Origin of the sequence: Streptomyces sp. DH41, from assembly GCF_029813785.1 — a bacterium.
GTDB lineage: Bacteria > Actinomycetota > Actinomycetes > Streptomycetales > Streptomycetaceae > Streptomyces.
This window is the reverse complement of sequence record NZ_JARVKY010000009.1, coordinates 150,980-173,151: the sequence shown is the minus strand read 5'-3', so window position 1 is coordinate 173,151 and position 22,172 is coordinate 150,980. Positions and strand designations below refer to the sequence as shown.

The window sequence follows — 22,172 nt, the reverse complement described above, 5'->3', positions numbered from 1 at the left end:
GACCTATGCACGCAAAGGACATTCTCATCGAGGGCTACGGCCGCATCCAGGAAGAAGTCCACGCCGCCGTCGAGGGCCTCGACCCCGACGCCCTGAACGCCCGTCCCGCCGACGACGCCAACTCCGTCTCCTGGCTCGTCTGGCACCTCACCCGCGTCCAGGACGACCACGTCGCGGACGCCTTCGGGCTCGACCAGGTGTGGCTGACCGGCGAGTGGGAGAAACGCTTCGCCCTCGGTCTGCCCCGCCACGACACCGGGTACGGCCACAGCTCCGCGGAGGTCGCGAAGGTGCGGGTCGACTCGGCCGACCTGCTGACCGGCTACCACGACGCCGTGCACGAGCAGACGCTCGGCGCCCTGCGCTCCCTGACCGCGGGGGACCTGGAACGGATCGTGGACGAGGACTGGGACCCGCCGGTCACCCTCGGCGCCCGGCTGGTGAGCGTCCTGTCCGACGATCTCCAGCACGTCGGACAGGCCGCCTACGCGCGCGGACTCGTTCAGAGCGCCGCTTCGTAACCCGGCAGGATCACGTCCTCGATCAGGGCCCTGCGCTCGTCGAAGGGGATGAAGGCGCTCTTCACCGCGTTCACCGTGACCGTGCGCAGGTCCTCGGCCGTCCAGCCCGCCTGCTCGACCAGCAGGGACATCTCGCGGGTCATCGTCGTGCCGGAGACGAGGCGGTTGTCGGTGTTGAGCGTGACGCGGAAGCCGAGGTCCTTGAGCGCGGTGATGGGGTGCTCGGCGATCGAGGTCGCGGCGCCCGTCTGGAGGTTGGAGGTCGGGCACATCTCCAGGGCGATCCGCCGGTCGCGGACCCAGCCGGCGAGGCGGCCGAGCTTGCCCGCCGCGAGGTCCGGGATGTCGTCCGTGATGCGCACGCCGTGACCGATGCGCTGGGCGCCGCACACCTGGAGCGCCTGGTGGATGCTGGGCAGCCCGTGCGCCTCGCCGGCGTGGATGGTGAAGGGCACGTTCTCGCGGCGCAGGTGTTCGAAGGCGTCGAGGTGGTCGGCGGGCGGGAAGCCGTCCTCGGCGCCCGCGATGTCGAAACCCACGACACCGGCGTCCCGGAAGGCCACCGCGAGGTCGGCGGTCTCCCGGGTGCGGTCGAACATCCGCATGCCGCAGAGCAGGGTTCCGACGCGGACCGGCGTGCCCGCTGCCGCCGCCCTGGCCATGCCGGCGGCCAGGCCCTCCTGGACGGTCTCGACGACCTCGGCGAGGGTCAGTCCGCCGCTGGTCATCAGCTCGGGGGCGTAGCGGACCTCGCCGTAGACCACACCGTCGGCGGCGAGGTCGAGGACGTACTCCTCGGCGGTGCGCAGCAGGCCCTCGCGGTTCTGCATCACCGCGAGGGTGTGTTCGAAGGTGGCGATGTAGCGCACCAGGTCCCCGGAGTTGGCGGCCTCGTAGTACCAGGCGGCCAGCTCGGCGGGGTCGGTGGTGGGCAGGGTGTGGCCGACGGTCTCCGCCAGCTCCACCACGGTCGCGGGGCGCAGGCCGCCGTCGAGGTGGTCGTGCAGTACCGCCTTGGGGAGGCGGCGGAGGGTCTCGGTGTCTATGCGCGTAGATGGCATGTGCGGTCGTTCCTCGGCGGGTCGTTGGGCAAGGATGCGGGGCAGGTTGGGTCAGGAGTCGGCGGGCTGGAGCAGGTCCCAGCGGTTGCCGTACAGGTCCTGGAAGACGACGACCGAACCGTAGGGCTCGTGCCGGGGCTCCTCCAGGAAGGTCACACCCGCGTCCGTCATACGGGCGTGGTCGCGGGCGAAGTCGTCGGTGTACAGGAAGAAGCCGACGCGCCCGCCCGTCTGGTCGCCGATCCGGGAGCGCTGGGCCTCTCCCCTGGCGCGGGCCAGCAGCAGGGCGGTGCCCTGTGCCGCGCCACCGGGTTCGACGACGACCCAGCGGGAACCGTCGGGCCGGGGCGTGTCCTCGGCGAGGCGGAATCCGAGGGCCTCGGTGTAGAAGCGGATCGCCTCGTCGTAGTCGTCGACGACGAGGGCGACCAGGGCGATGCGTGTCATCGGGGCCTTTCGGGACGGGCGATTGACGGGAGAGGTTATACGTAAAACTGCTCTCCGCACAATGCCGTGCCGGTCTCCGGTCCTACGTCCGGGGCCCGAGGTGCGAGCGCCGCCCGTCCACTACCGTCACGGATATGAAGATCACCGCACCGCCGCGTGAGCCCGGGCGACGCAAGCAGGACGTGCTGGACCGCCTGGAGCGGGAGGAGGACATCTGGGTGGCCACGGCGGACGCCGACGGCCTGCCCTGCATGGTTCCGCTGTGGTTCGTGTGGCACGGGGAGTCGGTCTGGCTGTGCACGCGGCTCACCAACCCGACCGGCCGCAACCTGCGTGACGGTGCCCGGGCCCGGCTGGCCTTCGGGCACACGCGGGACGTCGCCCTGATCGACGGCGAGGTCGAGACGTTCGGACCGCGGGAGGCGCCGGCCGCGGCGGCCGAGGCGTTCCTCGCGAAGACCGGCTGGGACCCGCGCGAGGACAGCGCCTCCTACGCCTGGTTCCGGGTGCGTCCGCTCGCGGTGCAGGCGTGGCACGAGGTGCATGAGCTCAAGGAGCGGCACCTCATGCGGGACGGGGTGTGGACCGTGTAGCGCGCGTGGGCCCGGCCCGTGGGGTACGCCTCGGCCCGTCCGGCGTCTCCGGCCGTGGGCACGCCTCGGTCCGTGCCGGGGAGCGCGAGCCGCCGGGCGGGCGGGTCAGCGCGTCCGGGCGCGGTCGAGTCGCGCCAGGTCCTCGTCGGTGAGGCGGAGGGCGCCCGCCGCGACGTTCTCGGCGAGATGGCCGGGGTTGCCTGTACCGGGAATGGCCAGGACGTTCGGGCCCTGGTGCAGGGTCCAGGCGATCCGCACCTGCGCGGGGCTCGCGCCGTACGCCCGGGCGACCGCGCGGACCTCGTCCTCGTGGGCCGTGCCGGCGCCCTGCGGCCCGGCCTCGCCGGCGATGGCGTAGAACGGCACGAAAGCGATGCCCTGCGCACGGCACAGGGCGAGGAGTTCGTCGGTGGCGGGGTCGTGGAAGCCGAGGCCGTACCGGTTCTGGACCGAGACCACGGGCGCGATGGCCTGGGCCTCGGCGAGGTGCCGGGGCTCCACGTCGGAGATGCCGAGGTGGCGGATCAGGCCGGCCTCGCGCAGTTCGGCGAGGGCGCCGAAATGGTCGGCGATCGAGTCCTGCCGCATGCGGCGCAGGTAGACGACGTCGAGATGGTCCCGGCCGAGTTGGCGCAGGTTCTCCTCGACGTGGGCCCGCAGGTCCTCGGGCCGGGCGGAGGTGCCCCACTCCCCCGACCAGTCGCGGTACGGGCCGACCTTGGTGACGATCACCAGGTCGTCGGCGTAGGGAGCCAGCGCGCTGTTGATCAGTTCGTTGGCGGAGCGCAGGGACGAGAAGTAGAAGGCGGCGGTGTCGATGTGGTTGACGCCGAGTTCGACCGCCCGGCGCAGTACGGCGAGGGACCGCTCCCGGTCGCTCGGCGCACCGAGGTGGAAGGCGGCGCTGCCCGTCAGCCGCATCGCGCCGAAGCCGACGCGGCGGACGGGCAGGTCGCCGAGGTGCCAGGTGCCCGCGGACTCCGCGGTGATCGTCTCCGAGGTCATCGGCGGAGTTTCGCACACACCCCGCGCGGCTCAGCAGTAGAGGTTGCCGCCGGGTGAGACGCCGAGGATCTGGCTGAACTGCTGGTACTTGGTGACACGGCTCTGCACCTGCGCCGGGTTCTTGCCGTCGCACTCCAGGGAGCCGTTGATGGAGCGGATCGTCTGGCCGAAGCCGGCGCCGTTCACCATGGCGTTGTGCCCGGTCATGCTGCCCGGCCCGGACTGGGTGTTCCAGTACCACAGGGCGGTCTTCCAGGCGACGGCCGCGTCGTTCTGCACCAGCCAGGGGTTGTTCAGCAGGTCGATGCCGAGCGCGTCGCCCGCGGCCTTGTAGTTGAAGTTCCAGCTGAGCTGGATCGGGCCGCGCCCGTAGTAGGCGGCCTGGCCGGCCGGGCAGCCGTAGGGCTGGTTCCAGTCGCAGTAGTGGGGGTAGTTGGCGGTGTTCTGCTCGACGATGTGGACGAGTCCGCCGGTCTCGTGGCTGACGTTGGCGAGGAAGGCCGCGGCCTCCTGCTTCTTGGTGGTGTCGCTGCCGGTGTTGGCGAAGCCGGGGTAGGCGCCGAGCGCGGCGGTCAGACCGCTGTAGGTGTAGAAGGAGTTTCTGCCCGGGAACATCTGGTTGAACTGGGCCTCGGACACGACGAAGTTGCCGACGGGAGTCTCCGAGCCGCCGTCGCAGGCGTACGGCTCCCAGTACCAGGTGCTGATGAGCGGGTCGTAGCCCGGGTTGGCGTGCTCGGCCCGGTAGGCCTTGCCGTCGGTGTAGCGGACGATGTCGCCGGTGTTGTAGTTCGCGTCGGCCGACCAGGCCGGGTAGCCGGCGCACGAGGCGGCGGACGCCTCGGTGGCGGGCAGGAGCACGGGCACGGCTCCCGCGAGGGCGAGTACGGTCACCAGGGCGGATATACGGCGCCTCGACACGGATCTGCCTCCTTCGGCGGAGCACGGCCGCTCCCGTCACAGGGGTGGGGCGGAGCGGAGCCTTGTGCGCGCGTGCCGGTCGGACCGGCCACGGCGTGCGGGGCGGCCGTGGTGGGGGGGTGGGGAGGCATACTCAACCGCGTTGGTATGTACCAGTCAAGGGTGTAGACCAGTTCAACCCGGCCGGTTTGCGGCCGGGTTGGCGTGGAACGGTCGGCCGCTCAGTTCAGCGGCTTCTTCAGGACCGCCTTGCGGTGGCTGAACGTCTCGATGGAGTAGCGACCGTGGTAACTGCCCATGCCGCTCTCCCCCACTCCGCCGAAGGGCAGGTCGGAGACGGTGAGATGGGCGAGCGGCAGCCCGTGGCCGAGGCCGCCGGAGGATGTCTCGGCGGCGAACCGCTCCCGGGTCGTGTCGGACTCGCTGAAGACGTAGAGGGCCAGCGGCTTGTCGCGGTCGTTGACGAAATCGATCGCCTCGCCCAAGCCCGGCACGGTGACGATCGGCAGGATCGGGCCGAAGATCTCCTCGCGCATCACCGGCGCCTCGGGCGCCACGTCGGCGAGCACGGTCGGCGCGATGTACTTCCGCGTACGGTCGCTGCCGCCGCCGACGACCACCCGGCCGGAGTCCAACAGGCCGGTCAGCCGGTCGAAGTGGCGCTCGTTGACGATCCGCGCGTACTCCGCCGACCGCGCCGGGTCGGCGCCGTACAAACCCTCGACGGCGCGGACCAGCGCCGGTTCCAGGGCGGCGGCGGTCTCCGGATCGGTGAGCACGTAGTCGGGGGCCACGCAGGTCTGGCCCGCGTTGAGGAACTTGCCGCCGGCCAGCCGGGCGGCGACGAGGTCGAGGTCGGCGTCGCGGTCGACGAACGCGGGGGACTTGCCGCCGAGTTCGAGGGTGACCGGGGTGAGGTGCTCGGCGGCGGCGCGCATGACGATGCGGCCGACGGTGCCGTTGCCGGTGTAGAAGACGTGGTCGAAGCGCTCGGCGAGCAGGGCCGTGGTCTCGGGGATCCCGCCCTCGACGACGGCCACGGCCTCGGTGTCCAGATACTGGGGCAGCAGGCGGGCCAGTGCAGCGGAGGTGGCCGGGGCCAGCTCACTCGGCTTCGCGACCACCGTGTTGCCCGCGGCCAGGGCGCCGACCACCGGCGCGAGCAGGAGCTGGGCCGGGTAGTTCCAGGGGGCGATGACGAGGATGACACCGAGGGGGTCGTACTGCGTCCAGGCCGTGGCGTCGGCACCGAGGTGCGCCGGGACGGGGGCGGGCTCGGGGCGCAGCCAGTCGGTGAGGTGGTCGAGGGTGTGGTCGATCTCGCGCACGGTGAAGCCGATCTCCGTGCGCTGGGCCTCGGCGGCACTCTTGCCGAGGTCGGCGTGGAGCGCCGCCTCCAGGTCGGGGCCGTGCTCCGTGAGCAGTGCGCGCAGCCGGCGCAGCTGTGCGGTGCGCCACTCGACGGGCTTGGTACGGCCGGTGCGGAAGGTGGCGCGCAGACGGGCCACGACGTCGACGGGCTGCTCGGGGGCGGGGTGGTTCAAGGGGTGCCTCGCTGGTGCGCTGATGGTGCGGAGATCGGCTGGACGCCTGGTCGCGCCGGACGCGCCGGAACGACTGGATGTAATTGCCAACCTTTCAGACACCAAAATACATTCCCGGGTCGCGTTCGGCCCTCAGTGTTCAGTCCTCGTCGCGGGCCTGGACCACCACCAGGAAGGCGTCCGACTTCAGGTCCATCACGACGGTCGCGGGCTCACCCTGCGCACGACGGCGCGCGGCACACTCCTCCGCCGGCCACGAGCCGCGCGGCGACCCCGCCGGAAACCGTTCCAACACCTTCGCGCCCATAGTGGCGGTCACCTCCGCGGTCGTCGTCCGCTGCACGCTCGCACGCCCTCTCACCTCTGCGCCTGCCCGCGATCCGCGTGGACATGTCCACTCTGCCCACGACTACACATAAGGGAGAAATAAGAGCAGAATGGACACATACGGCGTAACCGCACACCGCACCAGACGCGGTCGGCCCGGCAAGTCGAAGGAGACGACTCATGGCCAACGTCTCGCACACCCGAGGTGACATGACCAGCCACCCCGACGCTCCGGAGATGCAGGCACGCTATGCCCGCATGCTCGGTGGTCGGGACGTGGCACTCGTGGACGGGCCGGTATTCCTGCTCGGCCTCTACTGTGCCGTGTCCCCGTGGATACTCCACTTCACCACCAGCCAGCCCTCACTCGTGGCCCACAACCTGATCATAGGAATCGCCATCGGCCTGCTGGCCCTGGGATTCACCCGCGCCCCGGAACGCATGTACGGCCTCAGCGGGGCCATGTGCGCCATGGGCATCTGGATGATCATCTCGCCGTGGATCGTCGGCACGAGCCCGGACGCCGGCGTCATCTGGAACAACATCATCATCGGCGCGCTGACCCTGGCGCTGGGGACGGTGTGCGCCGCTACGGCGGCGAAGAGCATGCGCAAGCCCTAGACGCACGGGAAGGGAAAACCCCGAGCCGGCCCGCACACGCGGACCGGCTCGCGCACGCCCCGAAGCCTCGTCGGGACTGCGCCCGCCCGCAGCGGGCACACGCACTACCGCGGGGCTCTTGACAAGAAGGGGCGGAGATGGAAATCGGCGGCATCATCAGTGCCATCGTCATCGGTATCGTCATCGGCGTCCTGGGCCGACTCGTCGTCCCGGGCCGTCAGCGCATCGGCGTTCTGTGGACGATCGGTGTCGGCATCCTGGCCGCGCTGGTCGGATCATGGGTCGCGGCGGCCTTCGACGTGGCCGACACCAACGGCGTCGACTGGGTCGAGTGGCTCATCCAGATCGGCCTGGCCGCGCTCGGCGTGGCCGCGCTGGACCGGTCACGGCCGCGCCCGCGCCGCTGAGGACGCGGGGCCGTCACCGGCTCCCGAGCCACTGCTCGTACCAGGTCACGGTGGCCTCCACGGTCTCCGCGAGCGGCGTCGGGGTCACCCCGAAGAACTGCTCGAAGGCGGTGGAGTCCACGATCTGGGGCTCCGTGTGCTGATAGAACATCTCCGCGTACTCGGCCATGAAACGCTCGTCGAACGGGCCGAAGGGGCGCGGCTCCGCCAGCACCACGACATTCAGCGGCCGGCCCACCCGCTTCTCGATCAGTGTGTAGATCTCGCGCGTGCTGACGGCCGGAGCGGTGGGCAGGTGCCACACACGGCCGTCCCCCTCGGGGCGCTCACCGAGCGTCGCGAGGCCGGCCGCCACGTCCCGGATGCCGGTGTAGCTGTGCGGCAGGTCGATGTCGCCCAGCCCGGGGACGTCACCGCCGGTGAGCGCGCCAGGGAAGACGGCGGCACCGAGGGTCGAGTTGAGCACGCCGGGACCGACGAAGTCGGCGCTGCGACCGAGCACCACGCGAGCCCGGCCGGCCCGGTGCGCGGCGAGATACCGCTCGTCGAGCTCGGCACGCATCCGTCCCTTGCGGCTGGTCGCCTGCCAGGGACTGTTCTCGGTCATCACCGCTCCCCCGGTCTCCCCGTACGGGTACAGCGTGTCGAGCACGACCAGCCGGGCCCCGGTCGCCTCGACGGCGGCCAGCACGGCCTCCTGGATGCGCGGCATCACCTCGGTCTGGAGGTGATAGGCGACGTTGACGCAGTGGTACACGACGGCGGCGTCGCCTATCGCGGCCCTGGCGCCCTCGGCCGTGCTCACGTCGGCGGCGGACCGCTCGACGCCCTCGATCCCGGGACCTTCGCCCTTCCGGTCGACGAGACGGACGGGATGCCCCCTGCGCACCAGTTCACGAGCGAGCTCTGTACCGGCGGGGCCGGACCCCAGGACGACGTGCGAGACGTGCGACTGCGGGATGGCGGCGGACATGGCGGTCCCCTTCACTTCGAGATCTCTGCGCTGTCGGCGAGAGCGCTACTAGCGCCTATCGCCTTAGTTAGAGACTATAACTCTCGTGATGCGTCATAGCAACGCGTCGTCGGCGACGTAGGCTGCGGGGGCTATTGACGTCGTCGAGGAGGGCCGTGCGCATGGTCGTGAAGGACACCGAACTGTCGTACCTGCGTCGTTGCGTGGAGCTGGCGCGCGAGGCACTGGAGGCCGGCGACGAGCCGTTCGGGTCGGTCCTGGTCGGCGCGGACGGCACGGTGCTGGCCGAGGACCACAATCGCGTGGCCTCCGGCGACCGCACTCGTCACCCGGAGTTCGAGCTCGCGCGCTGGTCCGCCGCCCACCTCACTCCCGGCGAGCGGGCCGCCGCCACGGTGTACACCTCCGGCGAGCACTGCCCGATGTGCGCGGCCGCGCACGCCTGGGTGGGCCTGGGACGCATCGTGTACGTCGCCTCGTCGGAGCAGCTCGGGGGCTGGCTGGCGGAACTGGGCGTCCCCGCACCGCCGGTGCGGACACTGGCGGTGCGGGAGGTGGCGCCCGGTGTGACCGTGGACGGCCCCGTACCGGAACTGGCCGCGGAGGTCCGCGCGTTGCACCGCCGGTTCCACGAGGCGCGAACCTGAGCGGTAGGGATCGCGGACGAAGTCACCGGGCGACGGCGGACGCGTCCCGGCGCTGGCGGACACGTCCCGACGACGCCGAACCTGTTCACGTTCCCGCTACGCCGCACGGCTTCCGCGGCGTAGCGGAACGTCCCGGCGGCGTGCTGTCCGGCGCCTCGGGACGGCCGTCCACGCTCGGTCAGACCCCGGCCCCCGGCTGCCGGAACCGCCGGTGGAGGACGACTCCGCCCAGCACGAGTGCGGCGCCGCCGGCCAGAGCGGACAGGGTCTGGTCCGCACCGGTGTGGGCGAGGGACGCCGACGCCTGCGGTGAGAGGCCGTGCGGCACCGGCTCCGCCTGGGCGCGCTCCTTCTCGGGCACGGACGGCTCAGGCTCCGAATCAGGCTTCGGATCCGGCTCCGGCTCCGGCCTCACAGGAGGCTGCGCGGGCCCGGGGTCCTCGCCGGAGGTGTTCACCGACTCGTTGCCGACGGCCGGGTTGCCGATGCCCACGACGTTGACGGTGTTGCCGCTGACGTTCACCGGGAGATGGACCGGCAGCCGCACCCCGTTGCCGGAGAGCACGCCCGGCGAATCCTCGGCGCCGCCCTCGGCGACCGCGCCGCCGGACATGCCGGTGCCGGACGTGCCGGTGCCCGACGTGCCCGTACCGGACGCTCCGGTGCCGGCGGAAGCACCCGCCCCCTTGTGTGCCGTACCGCTCCCCCCGGTGTTGGCGCAGCTGTTGCCCGCGGCCGGGTTGAGGAGCCCCGCCACGTTCACCGTGTTCCCGCACACGTTGACCGGCACGTCCACCGGGAGCTGGACGGTGTTGCCGGAGATCAGCCCGGGCGAGCCGGCCGCGGTGCCGTCCGCGGCTGCGCCGCCGGACGCGAACGCGTACGCCGGCATCGTCACGGCCAGCGCGCCAGAGGCGGCGACGGCGAGCACACCGTTTCGGGTAACCCTTCTCATGAGGTTCCCTGCCTTCCAGACATGGTCACGGGCGCTCGCCCGCACCGGTTAAAACGCGGACGCACCATCCGAGTTATGGCTTATAGGCCTTTCACTCCATCGAGTGGCCATTTTGTCGAACAAGCGGCAAAGCACCCTGCCCTCCGTAGCGCTCCGTTCCCTTGGCGAGACGGTCCGGAGGCGAGGTCCGCGGGGCCCGCTTATGGTGATCGAGGGCGCCGACCACCGGTCCGCGACGGGGCGTCCGGGAGGCATCGATGCTGGCCAAGCTGTCGACTCGGCCCTCGGTCCGGCGCTGCGCGGTCACCGGCGCGCTCGGGCTGGCCATGCTGGGCGCGGGACTGCCCGCCGCGACCGCGGACGGTCCCGGGCCCGGCCTGTCCCGGTTCTACGACCAGAGGATCACATGGTCGGCGTGCGAGGGCATGGACGTGCCGAAGGACCTGCAGTGCGGGAAGGTCACCGTCCCCCTCGACTACGACCGGCCCAAGGCGGGAACGCTCGACGTGGCCCTCGCCCGGTACCGGGCGACCGGTGACTCGCGTGGCTCGGTGCTGCTGAACTTCGGCGGGCCGGGCGGCTCCGGGGTGAACGAACTCTCCTCCGGCGGCAAGGACTTCATGCATCTGACCAACGGCTACGACGTGGTGACCTTCGACCCCCGCGGCGTCGGCCGGTCCTCGCCGGTCACCTGCGGCCCCGCCACGCTGGACATCATGGAGGCCACGGACGGGGACAAGAAGCTCACCGACCCGAAGGACGTGCTCAGGCGCCTGCGGGACGCGGCCGCCGAGTGCGCGAAGCACTCCGGCCCCGTGCTGCCCCACATAGGCACGGTCAACGCCGCCCGTGACATGGACGTGATGCGCCAAGCGCTCGGCGACGACCGGCTCAACTACCTCGGTTTCTCCTACGGAACCCGGCTGGGCGCGGTCTACGCCGCCCAGTTCCCCGACAAGGTCGGCCGGATGGTGCTGGACGGGGTGGACACGCTGACGGAACCGCTGACCGAGCAGGGGCTGGCGGGCGCGCGGGGGCAGCAGACCGCGCTGGAGAACTTCCTCGACTGGTGTGTGGAGGACATCGCCTGCCCGTTCGGGCAGGACGCCAGGGCCGCCCGCCGGCAGGTCGTCCAGCTCGTCGCCTCGCTCGACTCCGACCCGGTTCCGACGGGCTTCGGCGAGCCCTTCTCGGGACAGGACATGGTGGGCGCGATCGGTCAGGCGCTGTACAGCCAGGAGCTGTGGCCCACGCTGGAGCGGGCGCTCGCCCAGCTGCTCGAGGACGGTGACACCCGCGGCCTGGAGGGCTTCGTGTCCGGCGGCGTCACCTTCCCGGTCCGCGCGCGGGGTGCCGCGGACGCCGGCGGCGGCCTCACCGACCAGGAGGACGTCCCCATGGACAACCTGCCGGCCGCCCTGATGGCGATCAACTGCGCCGACGACCCCGACCGGCCCGGCGCCGACCGGGTCGCGGCGTCCCTGGGCCGGCTGCGCGCACGGTACGAGGAGGCCTCGCCGGTCTTCGGCCGGTACCGGCTCACCCAGGTGCTCATGTGCTACGGCCGGCCCAAGGGGACCGACTTCGTCCGGGACGACGTGAAGGACCTCGACACCGCGAAGATGCTGCTGGTCGGCACCCGGGGCGACCCGGCCACCCCGTACCGCTGGACCGTGGAGACGGCCGAGCGACTCGGCCCCCCGGCCGTGGTTCTGGACAACAAGGGCGAAGGGCACACCGGTTACGCGTCCTCCGAGTGCGTGCACCGCAAGATCGACGACTTCCTGCTCTACGGCACCCTGCCGCCCGACGGCAGCTCCTGCGGCCCCGAGGCCTCCCGGACCTCCCAGGACGACGACTGATCCGGACGGCTGATCCGGACGGCTGATCCGGACGACAGGACCGGCCGGTCGAACCGGCAAGGCGATTTGCTCCGAATGCCCGATACGTCCATCGGTCCTATCGTGCTGACATGGAGCACGATCTGAGTCCCGACACCCTCGCCGAACTACGGCGCCCCCGCCCGTACCCGGCCGTGTCCGTACTGACGCCGACGCACCGCCGCGAACCGGACAACGCCCAGGACCCCGTCCGGCTGCGCAACGTGGTCGCCGAGGCCAAGAAGCAACTGGAGGACGATCCGGCGGTCACCCGCGAACGGCGTATGGAGGTGTCCCGGGAACTCGACCGGGCCCTCGCCGAGGTCGATCTGACGTACGCCGAGGACGGCCTGGCCCTCTTCGCCGCCCCCGGCGAGCACCAGGTCTGGACGCTCGCCCGTTCCGTTCCCGAGCGCGTGGTCCTGTCGGACACCTTCCTGACCCGCAACCTCGTCGCCGCGCAGGCCGCCGAGCGGCCGTTCTGGGTGCTGTCGGTCGCCGCCGACCGCGTCACGCTGTGGAGCGGCGGCGCGGGGCGGGTCGTCGAGGACCGCACCGGTGGCTTCCCCCTCGACCGGCCGCCGGAGAACTTCGACCCCGAACGCCAGGAACGGATCGGTGACGCGCCGAGCGCCTTCCGGGACGAGGGCACCCGCCGGTTCCTGCGCGAGGCAGACGCCGCGATGGGCAGGGTCCTGCGCGCGCATCCCCGGCCGCTGTACGTCACCGGCCCGCAGGCCGCGCTGTCCCTGCTGGAGGAGGCCGGGAGCACCGTGCGGGACGCGGTACCCGTCCCGCACGGCGGCCTCGCGCACGGTACGGCGGAGGCCGTGTGGCAGGCGGTGCGGCCGGTGCTCGACGATGAGGCACGCGGCTGGGTCGAGGCCGTGGTCAGGGAGTTGGAGGCGGCCCGCGGGCGCAAGGACTTCGCGGCCGGCGTCGACGAGTTGTGGGAGAGCGCCCGCACCGGCCGCGTACGGCTGCTCGCCGTGGAGGAGAACTTCCGGGTGACCGTGCGCGACGACGGCGAGCATCTGGTCCCGGCGGACGGCGGCGACCTCGACGCCCGCGAGGACATCGTGGACGAGATCGTCGAGCAGTGCCTTCAGACCGGCGCCGACGTCCGCTTCGTGCCGGACGGCGCGCTCGGGGAGGCGGACGGTATCGCGGGGGTGCTGCGGTACTGACGCCCGCCTGGCCGGTCCGGCGACTCCGCCCCTCTTGACGACCATGAAACCCTGTTCGCCGTACACATACCCGCTCCTCGGCGGGTCGTGCGGCGAACGGGGAAGGAGCCGGCGGAGCGTGAGCGATCTTCTGGGTGTGGCGGTCCTGGGCGCGGGGCACATGGGCGCCGATCACGTACGACGCCTCGACGCGGTGGTGAGCGGCGCCAGGGTCGCCGCGGTGGCGGATCCCGACGCCGAGCGGGCGAAGGCCGCCGTGGGCGGAATCGACGGCGTCGTCGTGCACACGGACGTCGAGGCCGCGCTCGACGCGCCGGGCGTCGAGGCGGTACTGATCGCCTCGCCGGGCGAGGTGCACGAGGAGGCGTTGCTGGCCGCCTTCGCGCGGGGGCTGCCGGTGCTGTGCGAGAAGCCGATGGTGCCGGACTCCGCGGGCGCGCTGCGTGTGGTGGAGGCGGAGGCGCGGCTGGGCCGGAGGCTGGCGCAGATCGGGTTCATGCGGAGGTACGACGCCGAGTACCGGCAGCTCAAGTCGCTGCTGGACGGCGGGCGGCTGGGCCGGCCCCTGATGCTGCACTGCGTCCACCGCAACGTGTCCTCCCCGTCGCACTTCACCTCGTCGATGCTGGTCACCAGCTCCGTCTCGCACGAGATCGACGCGGCTCGCTGGCTGCTCGGGCAGGAGCTGACCGCGGTGACGGTGCTCCGCCCGCGCCCGTCCGCGGGGGCGCCCGAGGGGCTGCTCGATCCGCAGCTCGTGCTCTTCGAGGCCGAAGGCGGCGCACTGGTCGACGTGGAGATCTTCGTCAACTGCGGCTTCGGCTACGAGGTGCGCTGCGAGGCCGTCTGCGAGGCGGGCAGCGCCCGGATCGGTGACGCGCGCACCATGGTGGTGACGGCGGGGGGCGGTGCCCGCGAGGAGGTGCCGCAGGACTACCTCGTACGGTTCGCGGACGCCTACGACCGCGAGGTGCGGGCCTGGGTCGACGCCACCCGGCGGGGCCGCGTCACCGGCCCGGGCACCTGGGACGGGTACGCCGCCTCCGCCGTCGCCGAGGCCGGCGTACGGGCCCTGGAGACGGGAGCGCGCACACCCGTCGAACTGGCACCCCGCCCCGCACTGCACGACCCGTCTTAGAACAGGGGTTCACCGAACACCAGGGCGACGACGCCGACAGGCCTCGTCGCCCGTCAAGTCCCGTACGGATTCTACGACTTGCCCGTGGTTTCGCGTACGCCATCCGGGGTTCGAAGTCACTCCGGGAAGACTATGGCATATGCCAGAAGCACCACCGTATCGTGTGTCGCCAAATCCCTTACGGGGCGTCGCGGGCTGTGCAACAGTCGTAGCGGTCCTTCCGCCAGCCTCGGTTCCGCCCTGGTCGTACCGTCTGCACATCGGAGTGCGTCATGTCGTCCCATCTCTTCGCGGACCTCCCGGCCGCCCAGCCGCCGGGACACGGCTCGGTCGAGTCCCTGATATCGCAGGCGCGGCGGCTGCGGGGCGACGTGGACGCGGTACGGCGAGGCAGCCAGGACGACGGAACGGACCCCCGCGGACGCTGGCAGCGCGCCCTGTACGACCTGGCGCTGCACCAACTCAGCGACATCGACGAGCACCTGGCGCAGCTGCGGGACGGACCGGCGCCCGCGCCACGGCCCGGTTCGCTGCTCAGCCGGGTCGGCAGCGCGGAGTGGAACCTGCTGACGGACGAGGCGGAGTGGTCCGGCGAGCTCTTCCACATCCTCGGCCTCGACGACACCGCCGCCCCGCTCAGCCTCGACGAACTCCCGTCCCTGGTCCTGGCCGAGGACCGGCCCACGCTGACCGCGATGGTCACGGACTGCCTCGTCGACGGCCGGCCCATCGACGGCGAGTTCCGCGTCGTACGCCCCGACGACACCGTACGCACCGTGCACATGATGGGCGAGCCCGTGCTCGACGCCGACGGCAGTACCGCCTCGATGTGGGCGGTACTGCGGGACGTCAGCGAACTGCGCCGCAGTCAGCGGGCGGTGAGCGAGACCCGTGACTCGCTCCGACGCCGCCCGCTGCCCGCGGACGCCGGGCAACGGGCCGCGGTCGAACCGCGGGAAGCCGTGCCGCCGCCCTGGCACGGCCTCCTGCGGTTCCCGCACCAGGGGCGGCCGGGCCTGGACCTGGCCGCCGGGTACCTGCCGTCGAGGACCCACGCGCCCGGGTGCGGCGCCTGGTACGACGCGTGCCCCCTCGCCGACGACGAGACCCTGCTCAGCGTCGGCGACCTCGCCGGTCCGAGCGCCGAGGGAGCACAGGGCCCGACGGTGCTGATCGGCGCCCTGCGCGGCCTGGCGACGGCGGGCACGCGCCCCGCGCAACTCCCGGACCGCGTCGACCGGTTACTCGAGGACGCCGCCCTGCCCCCCGTGCGCTCCGCCCTGTACTGCGGTTACCGGCCCCACACCCGCACGCTGGCGTGGGCACCCGTCGGACACCCCGTCCCGCTGCTGTTCCGCGAGGGGACGGGGCGCGAGCTGGCCGGACAGGCCGGGGCGACCCTCCGAGCCGGCGACCTGCTGCTCCTGTACACCGGCGGACTCGCGCCCGCGGACGTGCGGCGACTCCTCTGCCTGGCCCCCCGCCTGACCGAGGTGGACTCGGCACAGGACGGCGTACGCGTCGTGACGGAAAAGTGCGGCGAGTACCTGGGCCAGGAGGACTCCTGCGTGCTGATGGCCCGGGTGACGTCCTAGTCGACGCGTCGCACGCTACGCGGGAGCGGTGTCGCCGCCCCTCCCCTTCCCCTTGGACGGCCTGTTCTTCGGCAGCGCCAGTTCGATCTCCTCGCGCAGTTCCTGGATCCTCGGATAGTCGGCGTACTGGGCGGTGAGCCGGTACATCTGACGCAGCCGGTCCCAGGTCCGCTGGGAGGAGTTGGACCCCATCGACACCAGGGCGAGGCGCGCGTACCTGTCCGCCTGTTCGGGGTCGTCGGCGATGAAGCAGGCGGAGGCCATGGACAGATAGTCGAAGATCTTCGATCGCTGCCGGCCGTCGATACGCAGGGCCAGGGCCTTCTCCGCGTAGTGCTGCGCGTGTGCGGCGGCCCCGGGCTCGAACTCGGCGAGCGTCCGGTAGGCCAGGGCCTGCATGCCGTACAGATCCTCCTCCTTGAACGTCTGCATCCAGTCCGGCGGCGGCACGTCCGCCTTGTCGGAGACGAAGAGGTCCTCGGCCCGCCCCAGGGTGCGGCGCATCGCCTGGCCCTTGCCCATGGAGGCCTGGGCCCAGGCCTCGATGGTGTAGAGCATGGCCTTGGTGCGCGGCAGCACCTCCTCGCCGGAACCGGACTCGGCGAGCTTCATCAGGTCGAGCGCGTCGTCGGCCCGGCCCAGATGGACCATCTGACGGGCCGCCCGGGAGAGCGCCTCGCCGGCCCGGGGCCGGTCGCCGCCCTCGCGCGCGGCGTGGGCGGCGATGACGAAGTACTTCTGGGCCGTGGGTTCCAGGCCGACGTCGTGCGACATCCAGCCCGCGAGGACGGCGAGGTTGGCTGCGACGCCCCACAGGCGTCGCTGCAGATGGGGTGGGTGGTGGTAGGCGAGCATGCCTCCCACCTCGTTGAGCTGGCCCACCACGGCCTTGCGCTGGAGCCCGCCGCCACGGGCGGCGTCCCAGGCGCGGAACACCTCGACCGAGCGCTCCAGTTCCTCCACTTCCTGCGACCCGATGGGGGCGGCCTCGTAGCGGTCGAACCCGGCGGGGTCGGCGTGCAGGGGATGGTGGAGGTCGGGAGCGTCGGCAACCAGTGCCGGGTCGGTGTGCAGCCAGTCGTGCATGGCGTTGCTGAGTGCTGATCCCGCGGCGAGCGCGGCGCCCGCGCCCACCAAGCCGCGTCGGTTGAGCATGAGGTCCATTCCCGTGAATTCGGTGAGGACCGCCGCAGTCCGCTCGGGCGCCCACGGCACTCCGTCGGGATGCTCCTCGCTCCCGCCGCGTGACCGTTTCCCCGCACGCCCGTGCCGGACCAGACCGAGGTCCTCGATGGTCACGACACGGCCGAGACGCTCGGTGAACAGAACCGCCAGCACCCGCGGCACCGGATCACGCGGGATCTCTCCCATGTCGATCCACCGCCGCACCCGCGAGGTGTCGGTCGCCAGCTGGGGGTGGCCCATGGCCGCCGCCTGCCGGTTGACCAGCCTCGCGAGCTCGCCCTTGGACCAGCCGGCCAGGCCGAACAGGTCCGTCAGACGGGTGTTGGGTTCGCCGCTCACGTCAAGCCCCCAGGTTCTCGGCTGAGTTGAATGTAGCCCCGTGCGGGTTGCCGGGCGACTATTCGCCACCGTTCGCCAGGGTGCGCCAGATGGTGTGCCACGGGCGGCCCGGTGTCAGGTAGGAATGCGCCACCCCGACCCGGTCGCCGCGGGGTTACTCCCCAGGGTGGCCCCCGGGCGGCCGGGCGGGCGGCGCGACGGCTCTCAGATGGCGTTCCCTTCCGTACACGACGGTCGGGCACCGCTTCAGACAGGTACAGCAGGCACACGAAGGGATCTGTCTCGCCCATGTACGCAGCATCGTCCTCCGTGTCCGCCCCGCAGCGTTCGCTGCACCCCCGCCCGGCGGCGGGCGGCGGCCCCTATCTCGCCCCCGCTCGTCCGGCGGCCCCGGTGCTCGGGGCGGGCAGGGCGCGGCACGGCGCGGGTCCCGGCACGCAGCCGCTCAGCGGGAGAATCGACCTGTCCGGCCCTCATGGCGCCCAACTGCGCGCGGCGATCGCCTCCGTGCACCGGATCTGCCCGGAGTTCGCCCCGGTGCAGGTACTGCGCCGCAACGGGCGGTCCGTGCTCCTGGTCGGTACGACCGGGCGCAGTACGGCGGTCGCCAAGTGCTTACTGGACCACTCCCCCGCGTGGGCGGAGCGGATCAGGCACGAGATAGGGGCATACCGCTCGTTCGTCCGGCACCGCCCCCCAGTGCGGGTACCGAGGCTGATCGCAGCGGATCCGGACAACTGCACGCTGGTGATCGAGCGGATGCCGGGGCGGGTGGCGGCGCTGCAGCGGCACCCGCTGGAAGCCCCGCCGCGGGCGGACATCAGAGCGGTGCTCGGCGCGATCTGCCGGCTCAACGCCTGGCGGCCGCCGGCCGGCACCTTCGACGCCCCGCTGGACTACGCGGCCCGGATCTCCCGCTATCACGAGCTGGGGCTGCTCACCGACCGGGACCTGGGCGACCTGCAGAAGCTGCTGCACGGCATCGCGCACGCGGGCGGACGCCAGGGCATGGGCCAGTTCTGCCACGGTGACGCACTGCTGTCCAACGTCCTCATGTCACCGGCCGGTCCAGTGCTGGTGGACTGGGAGCACGCGGGCTGGTATCTCCCCGGTTACGACCTCGCGACCCTGTGGGCGGTCCTCGGTGACGCCCCGGCGGCCCGCCGCCAGATCAGCCAGATCGCCCAGTCGGCGGGGACCGCCGCACGCGACGCGTTCCTGGTGAACCTGATGCTGGTGCTGACCCGGGAGATCCGTACGTACGAGACGGCCGTGCAGCGTTCGATGCACGAGACGGTCCCGGCACCGCCGGCGTCGGCCCACCCGGGTGCCGCGCCGTCCGGCGAGGAACAGCGGCTGCTGCTGCGCCGGCTGCACGACGACTGCCAGATGGCCCGGCGGGCGGTGCGCGCGGCGGTCGGCACGCGCTGACACGAAGGACGACGGTCCGCGGTGTGCCCTTCGAGGGCGCACCGCGGATTTTGTGCGTCCTGATCTCGCGGTGGCCACTGGTGTACGCCACTGACGCCGCGCAGGCCCGTGAGCCGCCGCCACGAAACCCGCCCGTCCCCCGGCTGACGTGGGGAATCTCCGTTTGGACGGCATGATTGACGGATCGTCGGACCGCCGGGTACCACTGACCCACGCCCGGCCCCGCACGCCCCGCCACGCCCGACCGTCACAGGAGGCCGTTTTGCGAGGTTCCCCCGTCGTGCCCGCCCTGGCCACCGCGGCACTGCTGCTGCCGTTGCTCGGCGCGGCGCCGTCCGCCGCCCGGCCCTCCGGCGCCCCGCCCGGACCGGACCGCCTCCAACGGGCGTTCGCCACCGCGGCGGCCGAGTACCAGGTACCGCAGAGCGTCCTGCTCGGCGTCTCCTACCTCCAGTCCCGCTGGGACGCGCACCGCGGCGCGCCGAGCGTGAGTGGCGGCTACGGCCCGCTGCACCTCACCGACGCGCGCACGGCACTGGCCGGGGCCTCGCACCACAGCGAGGGCGCCGAGGACCCGCGCGGCGACGACGCCCGCGCCCCGTTGCACCCGACAGCGCCGGTCCAGGTCCCCACCGACCTGCCGGCCCGGCTGACCACGCTGCCGAAGGCGGCCGAGCTGACCGGGCTGAGCCCCGCCGAGCTGCGCGAGGACCCGGCCGCGAACGTGTCCGGCGGTGCCGCGCTGCTCGCCGCGGCCCAGCGGGAACTGGGCGAACCGCTCAGCGCCGACCCGGCCGACTGGTACGGGGCGGTGGCCCGCTTCTCGGGCGCGGGTGATTCCGCGACGGCGGCGGCGTACGCGAACGACGTCTACGAGGTGATCCGCGCGGGCGAGCGGCGGACCACGGACGCCGGGCAGCGGGTCGTCCTGGCCGCCCGCCCCGACGTGACTCCGGACGTCTCGCAGCTCGCGGGCGCGGGTCTGCGCGCCGCCTCCGCCGCCGGTACCGAGTGCCCGAGGACGGTGTCCTGCGAGTGGATCCCGGCACCGTACGAGGAGTTCGGGGACGGCGACTACGGCAACCACGACCTGGGGAACCGGCCGGCCTCCCAGCGTGTCCGGTACATCGTCGTGCACGACACGGAGGGCGCCTGGAACGGGGTGCTCAACATGGTCCAGGACCCGACCTACGTGTCGTGGAACTACACCCTGCGCTCCACCGACGGCCACATCGCCCAGCATGTGAAGGCGAAGGACGTGGCGTGGCACGCGGGCAACTGGTACGTCAACGCGAAGTCGATCGGCCTGGAGCACGAGGGTTTCCTGGCGGATCCGGACGCCTGGTACACGGAGGCGATGTACCGCTCGTCGGCGCGGCTGGTGAAGTACCTGGCCAAGAAGTACGACATCCCGCTGGACCGGCAGCACATCCTGGGCCACGGCAACGTCCCCGGCACGACCACCGCGACGATCCCGGGCATGCACACCGACCCGGGCCCGTACTGGGACTGGGGGCACTACTTCCGGCTCCTGGGCCGCCCCTTCACTCCGACCGCCGGCAAGAAGTCCACCCTGGTGACGATCCGCCCCGACTACGCCACCAACCGTCCCGAGTACACCGGCTGCGAGACGAAGGGCGTGCCCTGCGCGGCGCACGGTTCCAGCGAGGTGCGGCTGTACTCCGACCACGACGTGAACGCGCCCCTGATCAAGGACGTCGGTCTGGGCACCACTCCGACGACCGGGGTGAACGACCTGTCCTCCCGGGTCTCCACGGGCCAGCAGTACGCGGTGGCCGACCGCTGGGGCGACTGGACGGCCATCTGGTACCTGGGTCAGAAGGCCTGGTTCCACAACCCGAGGAAGAACCCGGCGGCGGTGCCCGCCTCGGGCCGGGTGATCACTCCGAGGGAGGGCCTGGAGAGCGTCCCGGTGTACGGACGCGCCTACCCGGAGAAGGCCGCCTACCCGGCGGACGTGCCCGCGCAGGCCGTGTCACCGCTGCCGTACCGGCTGCCGAAGGGGCAGAAGTACGTGGTCGGTGAGAAGGTGCCCGGCGAGTACTACTACGCGGTCACCTTCGACGCGGCCTCCCACCGGGTGGTGACCGGCGAGGACATGTACTACGAGATCCAGTACGGCCACCGGGTCGGGTACGTGCGCGCCGCCGACGTCACGCTCACGACCGAGAGGTAGCGGCCGGGTCAGCCCTGCTGGAAAAGCTCCGCCGGGAGCGGCTTCAGCAGGGCGTACAGGTCGTCGGTGATGGGGCGGTCCCAGGCGGCGATGGTCACCAGGACGCCGTCGCTGCGGTCGAACTGCACGCAGGAGATCCGGCTCTCGGAGAGCTTGAGGCGGCGCACGATGAGCAGGTTGTCGCCCTGCATCACCGGCACGTCCTCGGCGCCGGCGACCGTGATCTCCTCGTCGTTCTCCAGCGCCAGCAGCAGCTGGGCGACCTCGAAGGGGATCTCCCCCTCGGGGACCTCGCGGGCCGGGGAGCCGGTCGGCAGGTTGCCGATGATCATCGCGGGGCCGCGGCCGCCGAAGAGGTCGTAGCGCAGGAAGACGCCCTGGCAGCTGCCGTCGGGCGCGGGCAGCAGGCCGGCGCCCAGGTTCCCGGGCCAGTCGCCGGGGTCCATGGCCAGTACGTCGAAGTCGGGCCCGGCGGGCGTGGCGCTGCGGCGGCGGAGGAACGACATGCCGCCATGGTACGTGGCCGGAGCCCGCGAACGGCGTGCGGGCGGGTGTCCGGGCGGGCTACCCGGTCCGCTTTTGGCGTTCGTGGTGGCGGGCCACCCGGGCCCGGTTGCCGCAGGACGGCTTGCACCACTCCTGGCGGGGGTGCTCCTTGAGGAAGTAGCGCACACAGCGCGGTGCGTGGCAGGCCCGCAGCCGCTGCCGGTCGGGCCCCGCGAGGAAGCCGATCACGGCCTGTGCGAGGGCCGCGGCGAGGTCGGGCCGGCCGCTGTGCGCGGGCTCCGTACGCACGACGGGTGCGGCGCCGTCGGACCAGTCCAGGACGGGGACGGTGGGTGTACGGGCGGCGGCCGTGTTCAGACGCCGCAGGGCCTCGGGGACGGACGGCAGGCGGGCGGCGTCGGCGGGGCTCGGCTCGCCGGGGCGCACGGTGCGGGCGAAGAGCGCGCGGGCGGCGGCGCGTACCTCGCGGACGCCGGCCAGGACGGGCTCGTCGGCGGTGAAGGCCTCGGCGTCCGGCACGGTGCCGGGGTGGGCCCGGACCCAGGTGGTGAGCCCGGCGACGTCGCCGAGGTCGTCGGCGACACCGCCGTGCCCGTCGTGCCGGACGGTCAGCGCGAGGTCGAGGGCGATCCGGGTGTCACTGGCGGGCGAGTCCTGCATGGGGCCGATGATAGGCACCGGGTTCCGCCGG

22 protein-coding genes are annotated in these 22,172 nt (G+C 72.2%); 11 read left to right on the top strand and 11 right to left on the bottom strand.

Annotated features, from left to right (window positions below):
- The first annotated feature begins 5 nt into the window (after positions 1-5).
- Positions 6-521, top strand: a complete 516-nt coding sequence (locus QC283_RS17320) for a mycothiol transferase (RefSeq protein WP_279562433.1) — start codon at positions 6-8, stop codon at positions 519-521.
- Here the strand turns inward: QC283_RS17320 and QC283_RS17315 are convergent.
- Positions 503-1,582, bottom strand: coding sequence for an adenosine deaminase (locus tag QC283_RS17315; protein WP_279562432.1), 1,080 nt, complete (start codon positions 1,580-1,582; stop codon positions 503-505). The genes QC283_RS17320 and QC283_RS17315 overlap by 19 nt on opposite strands.
- A 51-nt stretch (positions 1,583-1,633) precedes the next feature.
- Positions 1,634-2,029, bottom strand: a complete 396-nt coding sequence (locus QC283_RS17310) for a VOC family protein (protein WP_279562431.1) — start codon at positions 2,027-2,029, stop codon at positions 1,634-1,636.
- 134 nt (positions 2,030-2,163) lie between these two features.
- On the opposite strand from QC283_RS17310, the gene QC283_RS17305 reads away from it, so the two are divergent.
- Positions 2,164-2,622 (top strand): pyridoxamine 5'-phosphate oxidase family protein, encoded by a 459-nt coding sequence (locus QC283_RS17305; protein WP_279562430.1) that lies wholly within the window; start codon positions 2,164-2,166, stop codon positions 2,620-2,622.
- 105 nt (positions 2,623-2,727) lie between these two features.
- Here QC283_RS17305 and QC283_RS17300 read toward each other — a convergent pair whose 3' ends face one another.
- The 4 genes from QC283_RS17300 to QC283_RS17285 all read right to left on the bottom strand — a co-directional run bounded on the left by QC283_RS17300 (position 2,728) and on the right by QC283_RS17285 (position 6,399).
- A complete protein-coding gene (locus QC283_RS17300; RefSeq protein ID WP_279562429.1) occupies positions 2,728-3,627 on the bottom strand; it encodes an aldo/keto reductase in 900 nt (299 codons plus the stop codon).
- Between the two features lie 30 nt (positions 3,628-3,657).
- Complete coding sequence (locus tag QC283_RS17295; RefSeq protein WP_279562428.1) at positions 3,658-4,548, bottom strand: glycoside hydrolase family 19 protein; 891 nt, start codon at positions 4,546-4,548, stop codon at positions 3,658-3,660.
- Positions 4,549-4,769: 221 nt separating this feature from the next.
- Positions 4,770-6,092 (bottom strand): aldehyde dehydrogenase family protein, encoded by a 1,323-nt coding sequence (locus QC283_RS17290; RefSeq protein ID WP_279562427.1) that lies wholly within the window; start codon positions 6,090-6,092, stop codon positions 4,770-4,772.
- Between the two features lie 139 nt (positions 6,093-6,231).
- Positions 6,232-6,399 (bottom strand): hypothetical protein, encoded by a 168-nt coding sequence (locus QC283_RS17285; RefSeq protein WP_279562426.1) that lies wholly within the window; start codon positions 6,397-6,399, stop codon positions 6,232-6,234.
- 200 nt (positions 6,400-6,599) lie between these two features.
- Between QC283_RS17285 and QC283_RS17280 the strand changes: the two genes are divergently transcribed.
- Positions 6,600-7,040, top strand: coding sequence for an SPW repeat protein (locus tag QC283_RS17280; RefSeq protein WP_279562425.1), 441 nt, complete (start codon positions 6,600-6,602; stop codon positions 7,038-7,040).
- Between the two features lie 137 nt (positions 7,041-7,177).
- Positions 7,178-7,447, top strand: a complete 270-nt coding sequence (locus QC283_RS17275; protein WP_279562424.1) for a GlsB/YeaQ/YmgE family stress response membrane protein — start codon at positions 7,178-7,180, stop codon at positions 7,445-7,447.
- A 13-nt stretch (positions 7,448-7,460) separates the two neighbouring features.
- Here QC283_RS17275 and QC283_RS17270 read toward each other — a convergent pair whose 3' ends face one another.
- Positions 7,461-8,420, bottom strand: a complete 960-nt coding sequence (locus QC283_RS17270) for an SDR family oxidoreductase (protein WP_279562423.1) — start codon at positions 8,418-8,420, stop codon at positions 7,461-7,463.
- A 161-nt stretch (positions 8,421-8,581) separates the two neighbouring features.
- On the opposite strand from QC283_RS17270, the gene QC283_RS17265 reads away from it, so the two are divergent.
- Positions 8,582-9,067: a nucleoside deaminase gene (locus tag QC283_RS17265; protein WP_279562422.1), complete on the top strand. Its 486-nt coding sequence runs from the start codon at positions 8,582-8,584 to the stop codon at positions 9,065-9,067.
- Positions 9,068-9,245: 178 nt separating this feature from the next.
- Here QC283_RS17265 and QC283_RS17260 read toward each other — a convergent pair whose 3' ends face one another.
- A complete protein-coding gene (locus QC283_RS17260; RefSeq protein WP_279562421.1) occupies positions 9,246-10,022 on the bottom strand; it encodes a chaplin in 777 nt (258 codons plus the stop codon).
- A gap of 257 nt (positions 10,023-10,279) precedes the next feature.
- On the opposite strand from QC283_RS17260, the gene QC283_RS17255 reads away from it, so the two are divergent.
- The 4 genes from QC283_RS17255 (at position 10,280) to QC283_RS17240 (ending at position 15,822) form a co-directional block, all read left to right on the top strand.
- The gene (locus QC283_RS17255; RefSeq protein WP_279562420.1) at positions 10,280-11,884 is read left to right on the top strand and encodes an alpha/beta hydrolase; all 1,605 of its coding nucleotides are present in this window, start codon (positions 10,280-10,282) and stop codon (positions 11,882-11,884) included.
- 110 nt (positions 11,885-11,994) lie between these two features.
- Positions 11,995-13,089: a baeRF3 domain-containing protein gene (locus QC283_RS17250; protein ID WP_279562419.1), complete on the top strand. Its 1,095-nt coding sequence runs from the start codon at positions 11,995-11,997 to the stop codon at positions 13,087-13,089.
- A gap of 118 nt (positions 13,090-13,207) precedes the next feature.
- Entirely contained in the window at positions 13,208-14,227 is a 1,020-nt protein-coding gene (locus QC283_RS17245) for a Gfo/Idh/MocA family protein (RefSeq protein ID WP_279562418.1), read from the top strand.
- Positions 14,228-14,499: 272 nt separating this feature from the next.
- Positions 14,500-15,822, top strand: a complete 1,323-nt coding sequence (locus QC283_RS17240; protein ID WP_279562417.1) for a PP2C family protein-serine/threonine phosphatase — start codon at positions 14,500-14,502, stop codon at positions 15,820-15,822.
- A 15-nt stretch (positions 15,823-15,837) separates the two neighbouring features.
- On the opposite strand, the gene QC283_RS17235 is transcribed toward QC283_RS17240, so the two are convergent.
- A complete protein-coding gene (locus QC283_RS17235) occupies positions 15,838-17,346 on the bottom strand; it encodes a DNA-binding protein NsdB (protein ID WP_279562416.1) in 1,509 nt (502 codons plus the stop codon).
- 288 nt (positions 17,347-17,634) lie between these two features.
- On the opposite strand from QC283_RS17235, the gene QC283_RS17230 reads away from it, so the two are divergent.
- Both QC283_RS17230 and QC283_RS17225 read left to right on the top strand, forming a co-directional pair.
- Positions 17,635-18,777 carry an aminoglycoside phosphotransferase family protein gene (locus QC283_RS17230; RefSeq protein WP_279562415.1) on the top strand — a complete coding sequence of 381 codons (1,143 nt, stop codon included), beginning with the start codon at positions 17,635-17,637 and terminating at the stop codon, positions 18,775-18,777.
- A gap of 172 nt (positions 18,778-18,949) precedes the next feature.
- A complete protein-coding gene (locus QC283_RS17225; RefSeq protein WP_443032626.1) occupies positions 18,950-20,974 on the top strand; it encodes an N-acetylmuramoyl-L-alanine amidase in 2,025 nt (674 codons plus the stop codon).
- Positions 20,975-20,982: 8 nt separating this feature from the next.
- On the opposite strand, the gene QC283_RS17220 is transcribed toward QC283_RS17225, so the two are convergent.
- Positions 20,983-21,480, bottom strand: coding sequence for a hypothetical protein (locus QC283_RS17220; protein ID WP_279562414.1), 498 nt, complete (start codon positions 21,478-21,480; stop codon positions 20,983-20,985).
- A gap of 58 nt (positions 21,481-21,538) precedes the next feature.
- Positions 21,539-22,141: a CGNR zinc finger domain-containing protein gene (locus QC283_RS17215; protein ID WP_279562413.1), complete on the bottom strand. Its 603-nt coding sequence runs from the start codon at positions 22,139-22,141 to the stop codon at positions 21,539-21,541.
- Positions 22,142-22,172 lie beyond the last annotated feature (31 nt).

Coding starts and splice junctions, on each gene's coding strand:
- QC283_RS17320 (WP_279562433.1), top strand. CDS start 6: ATGCACGCAAAGGACATTCTCATCGAGGGCTACGGCCGCATCCAGGAA.
- QC283_RS17315 (WP_279562432.1), bottom strand. CDS start 1,582: ATGCCATCTACGCGCATAGACACCGAGACCCTCCGCCGCCTCCCCAAG.
- QC283_RS17310 (WP_279562431.1), bottom strand. CDS start 2,029: ATGACACGCATCGCCCTGGTCGCCCTCGTCGTCGACGACTACGACGAG.
- QC283_RS17305 (WP_279562430.1), top strand. CDS start 2,164: ATGAAGATCACCGCACCGCCGCGTGAGCCCGGGCGACGCAAGCAGGAC.
- QC283_RS17300 (WP_279562429.1), bottom strand. CDS start 3,627: ATGACCTCGGAGACGATCACCGCGGAGTCCGCGGGCACCTGGCACCTC.
- QC283_RS17285 (WP_279562426.1), bottom strand. CDS start 6,399: ATGGGCGCGAAGGTGTTGGAACGGTTTCCGGCGGGGTCGCCGCGCGGC.
- QC283_RS17280 (WP_279562425.1), top strand. CDS start 6,600: ATGGCCAACGTCTCGCACACCCGAGGTGACATGACCAGCCACCCCGAC.
- QC283_RS17275 (WP_279562424.1), top strand. CDS start 7,178: ATGGAAATCGGCGGCATCATCAGTGCCATCGTCATCGGTATCGTCATC.
- QC283_RS17270 (WP_279562423.1), bottom strand. CDS start 8,420: ATGTCCGCCGCCATCCCGCAGTCGCACGTCTCGCACGTCGTCCTGGGG.
- QC283_RS17265 (WP_279562422.1), top strand. CDS start 8,582: ATGGTCGTGAAGGACACCGAACTGTCGTACCTGCGTCGTTGCGTGGAG.
- QC283_RS17260 (WP_279562421.1), bottom strand. CDS start 10,022: ATGAGAAGGGTTACCCGAAACGGTGTGCTCGCCGTCGCCGCCTCTGGC.
- QC283_RS17255 (WP_279562420.1), top strand. CDS start 10,280: ATGCTGGCCAAGCTGTCGACTCGGCCCTCGGTCCGGCGCTGCGCGGTC.
- QC283_RS17250 (WP_279562419.1), top strand. CDS start 11,995: ATGGAGCACGATCTGAGTCCCGACACCCTCGCCGAACTACGGCGCCCC.
- QC283_RS17240 (WP_279562417.1), top strand. CDS start 14,500: ATGTCGTCCCATCTCTTCGCGGACCTCCCGGCCGCCCAGCCGCCGGGA.
- QC283_RS17230 (WP_279562415.1), top strand. CDS start 17,635: ATGTACGCAGCATCGTCCTCCGTGTCCGCCCCGCAGCGTTCGCTGCAC.
- QC283_RS17225 (WP_443032626.1), top strand. CDS start 18,950: ATGATTGACGGATCGTCGGACCGCCGGGTACCACTGACCCACGCCCGG.
- QC283_RS17220 (WP_279562414.1), bottom strand. CDS start 21,480: ATGTCGTTCCTCCGCCGCCGCAGCGCCACGCCCGCCGGGCCCGACTTC.
- QC283_RS17215 (WP_279562413.1), bottom strand. CDS start 22,141: ATGCAGGACTCGCCCGCCAGTGACACCCGGATCGCCCTCGACCTCGCG.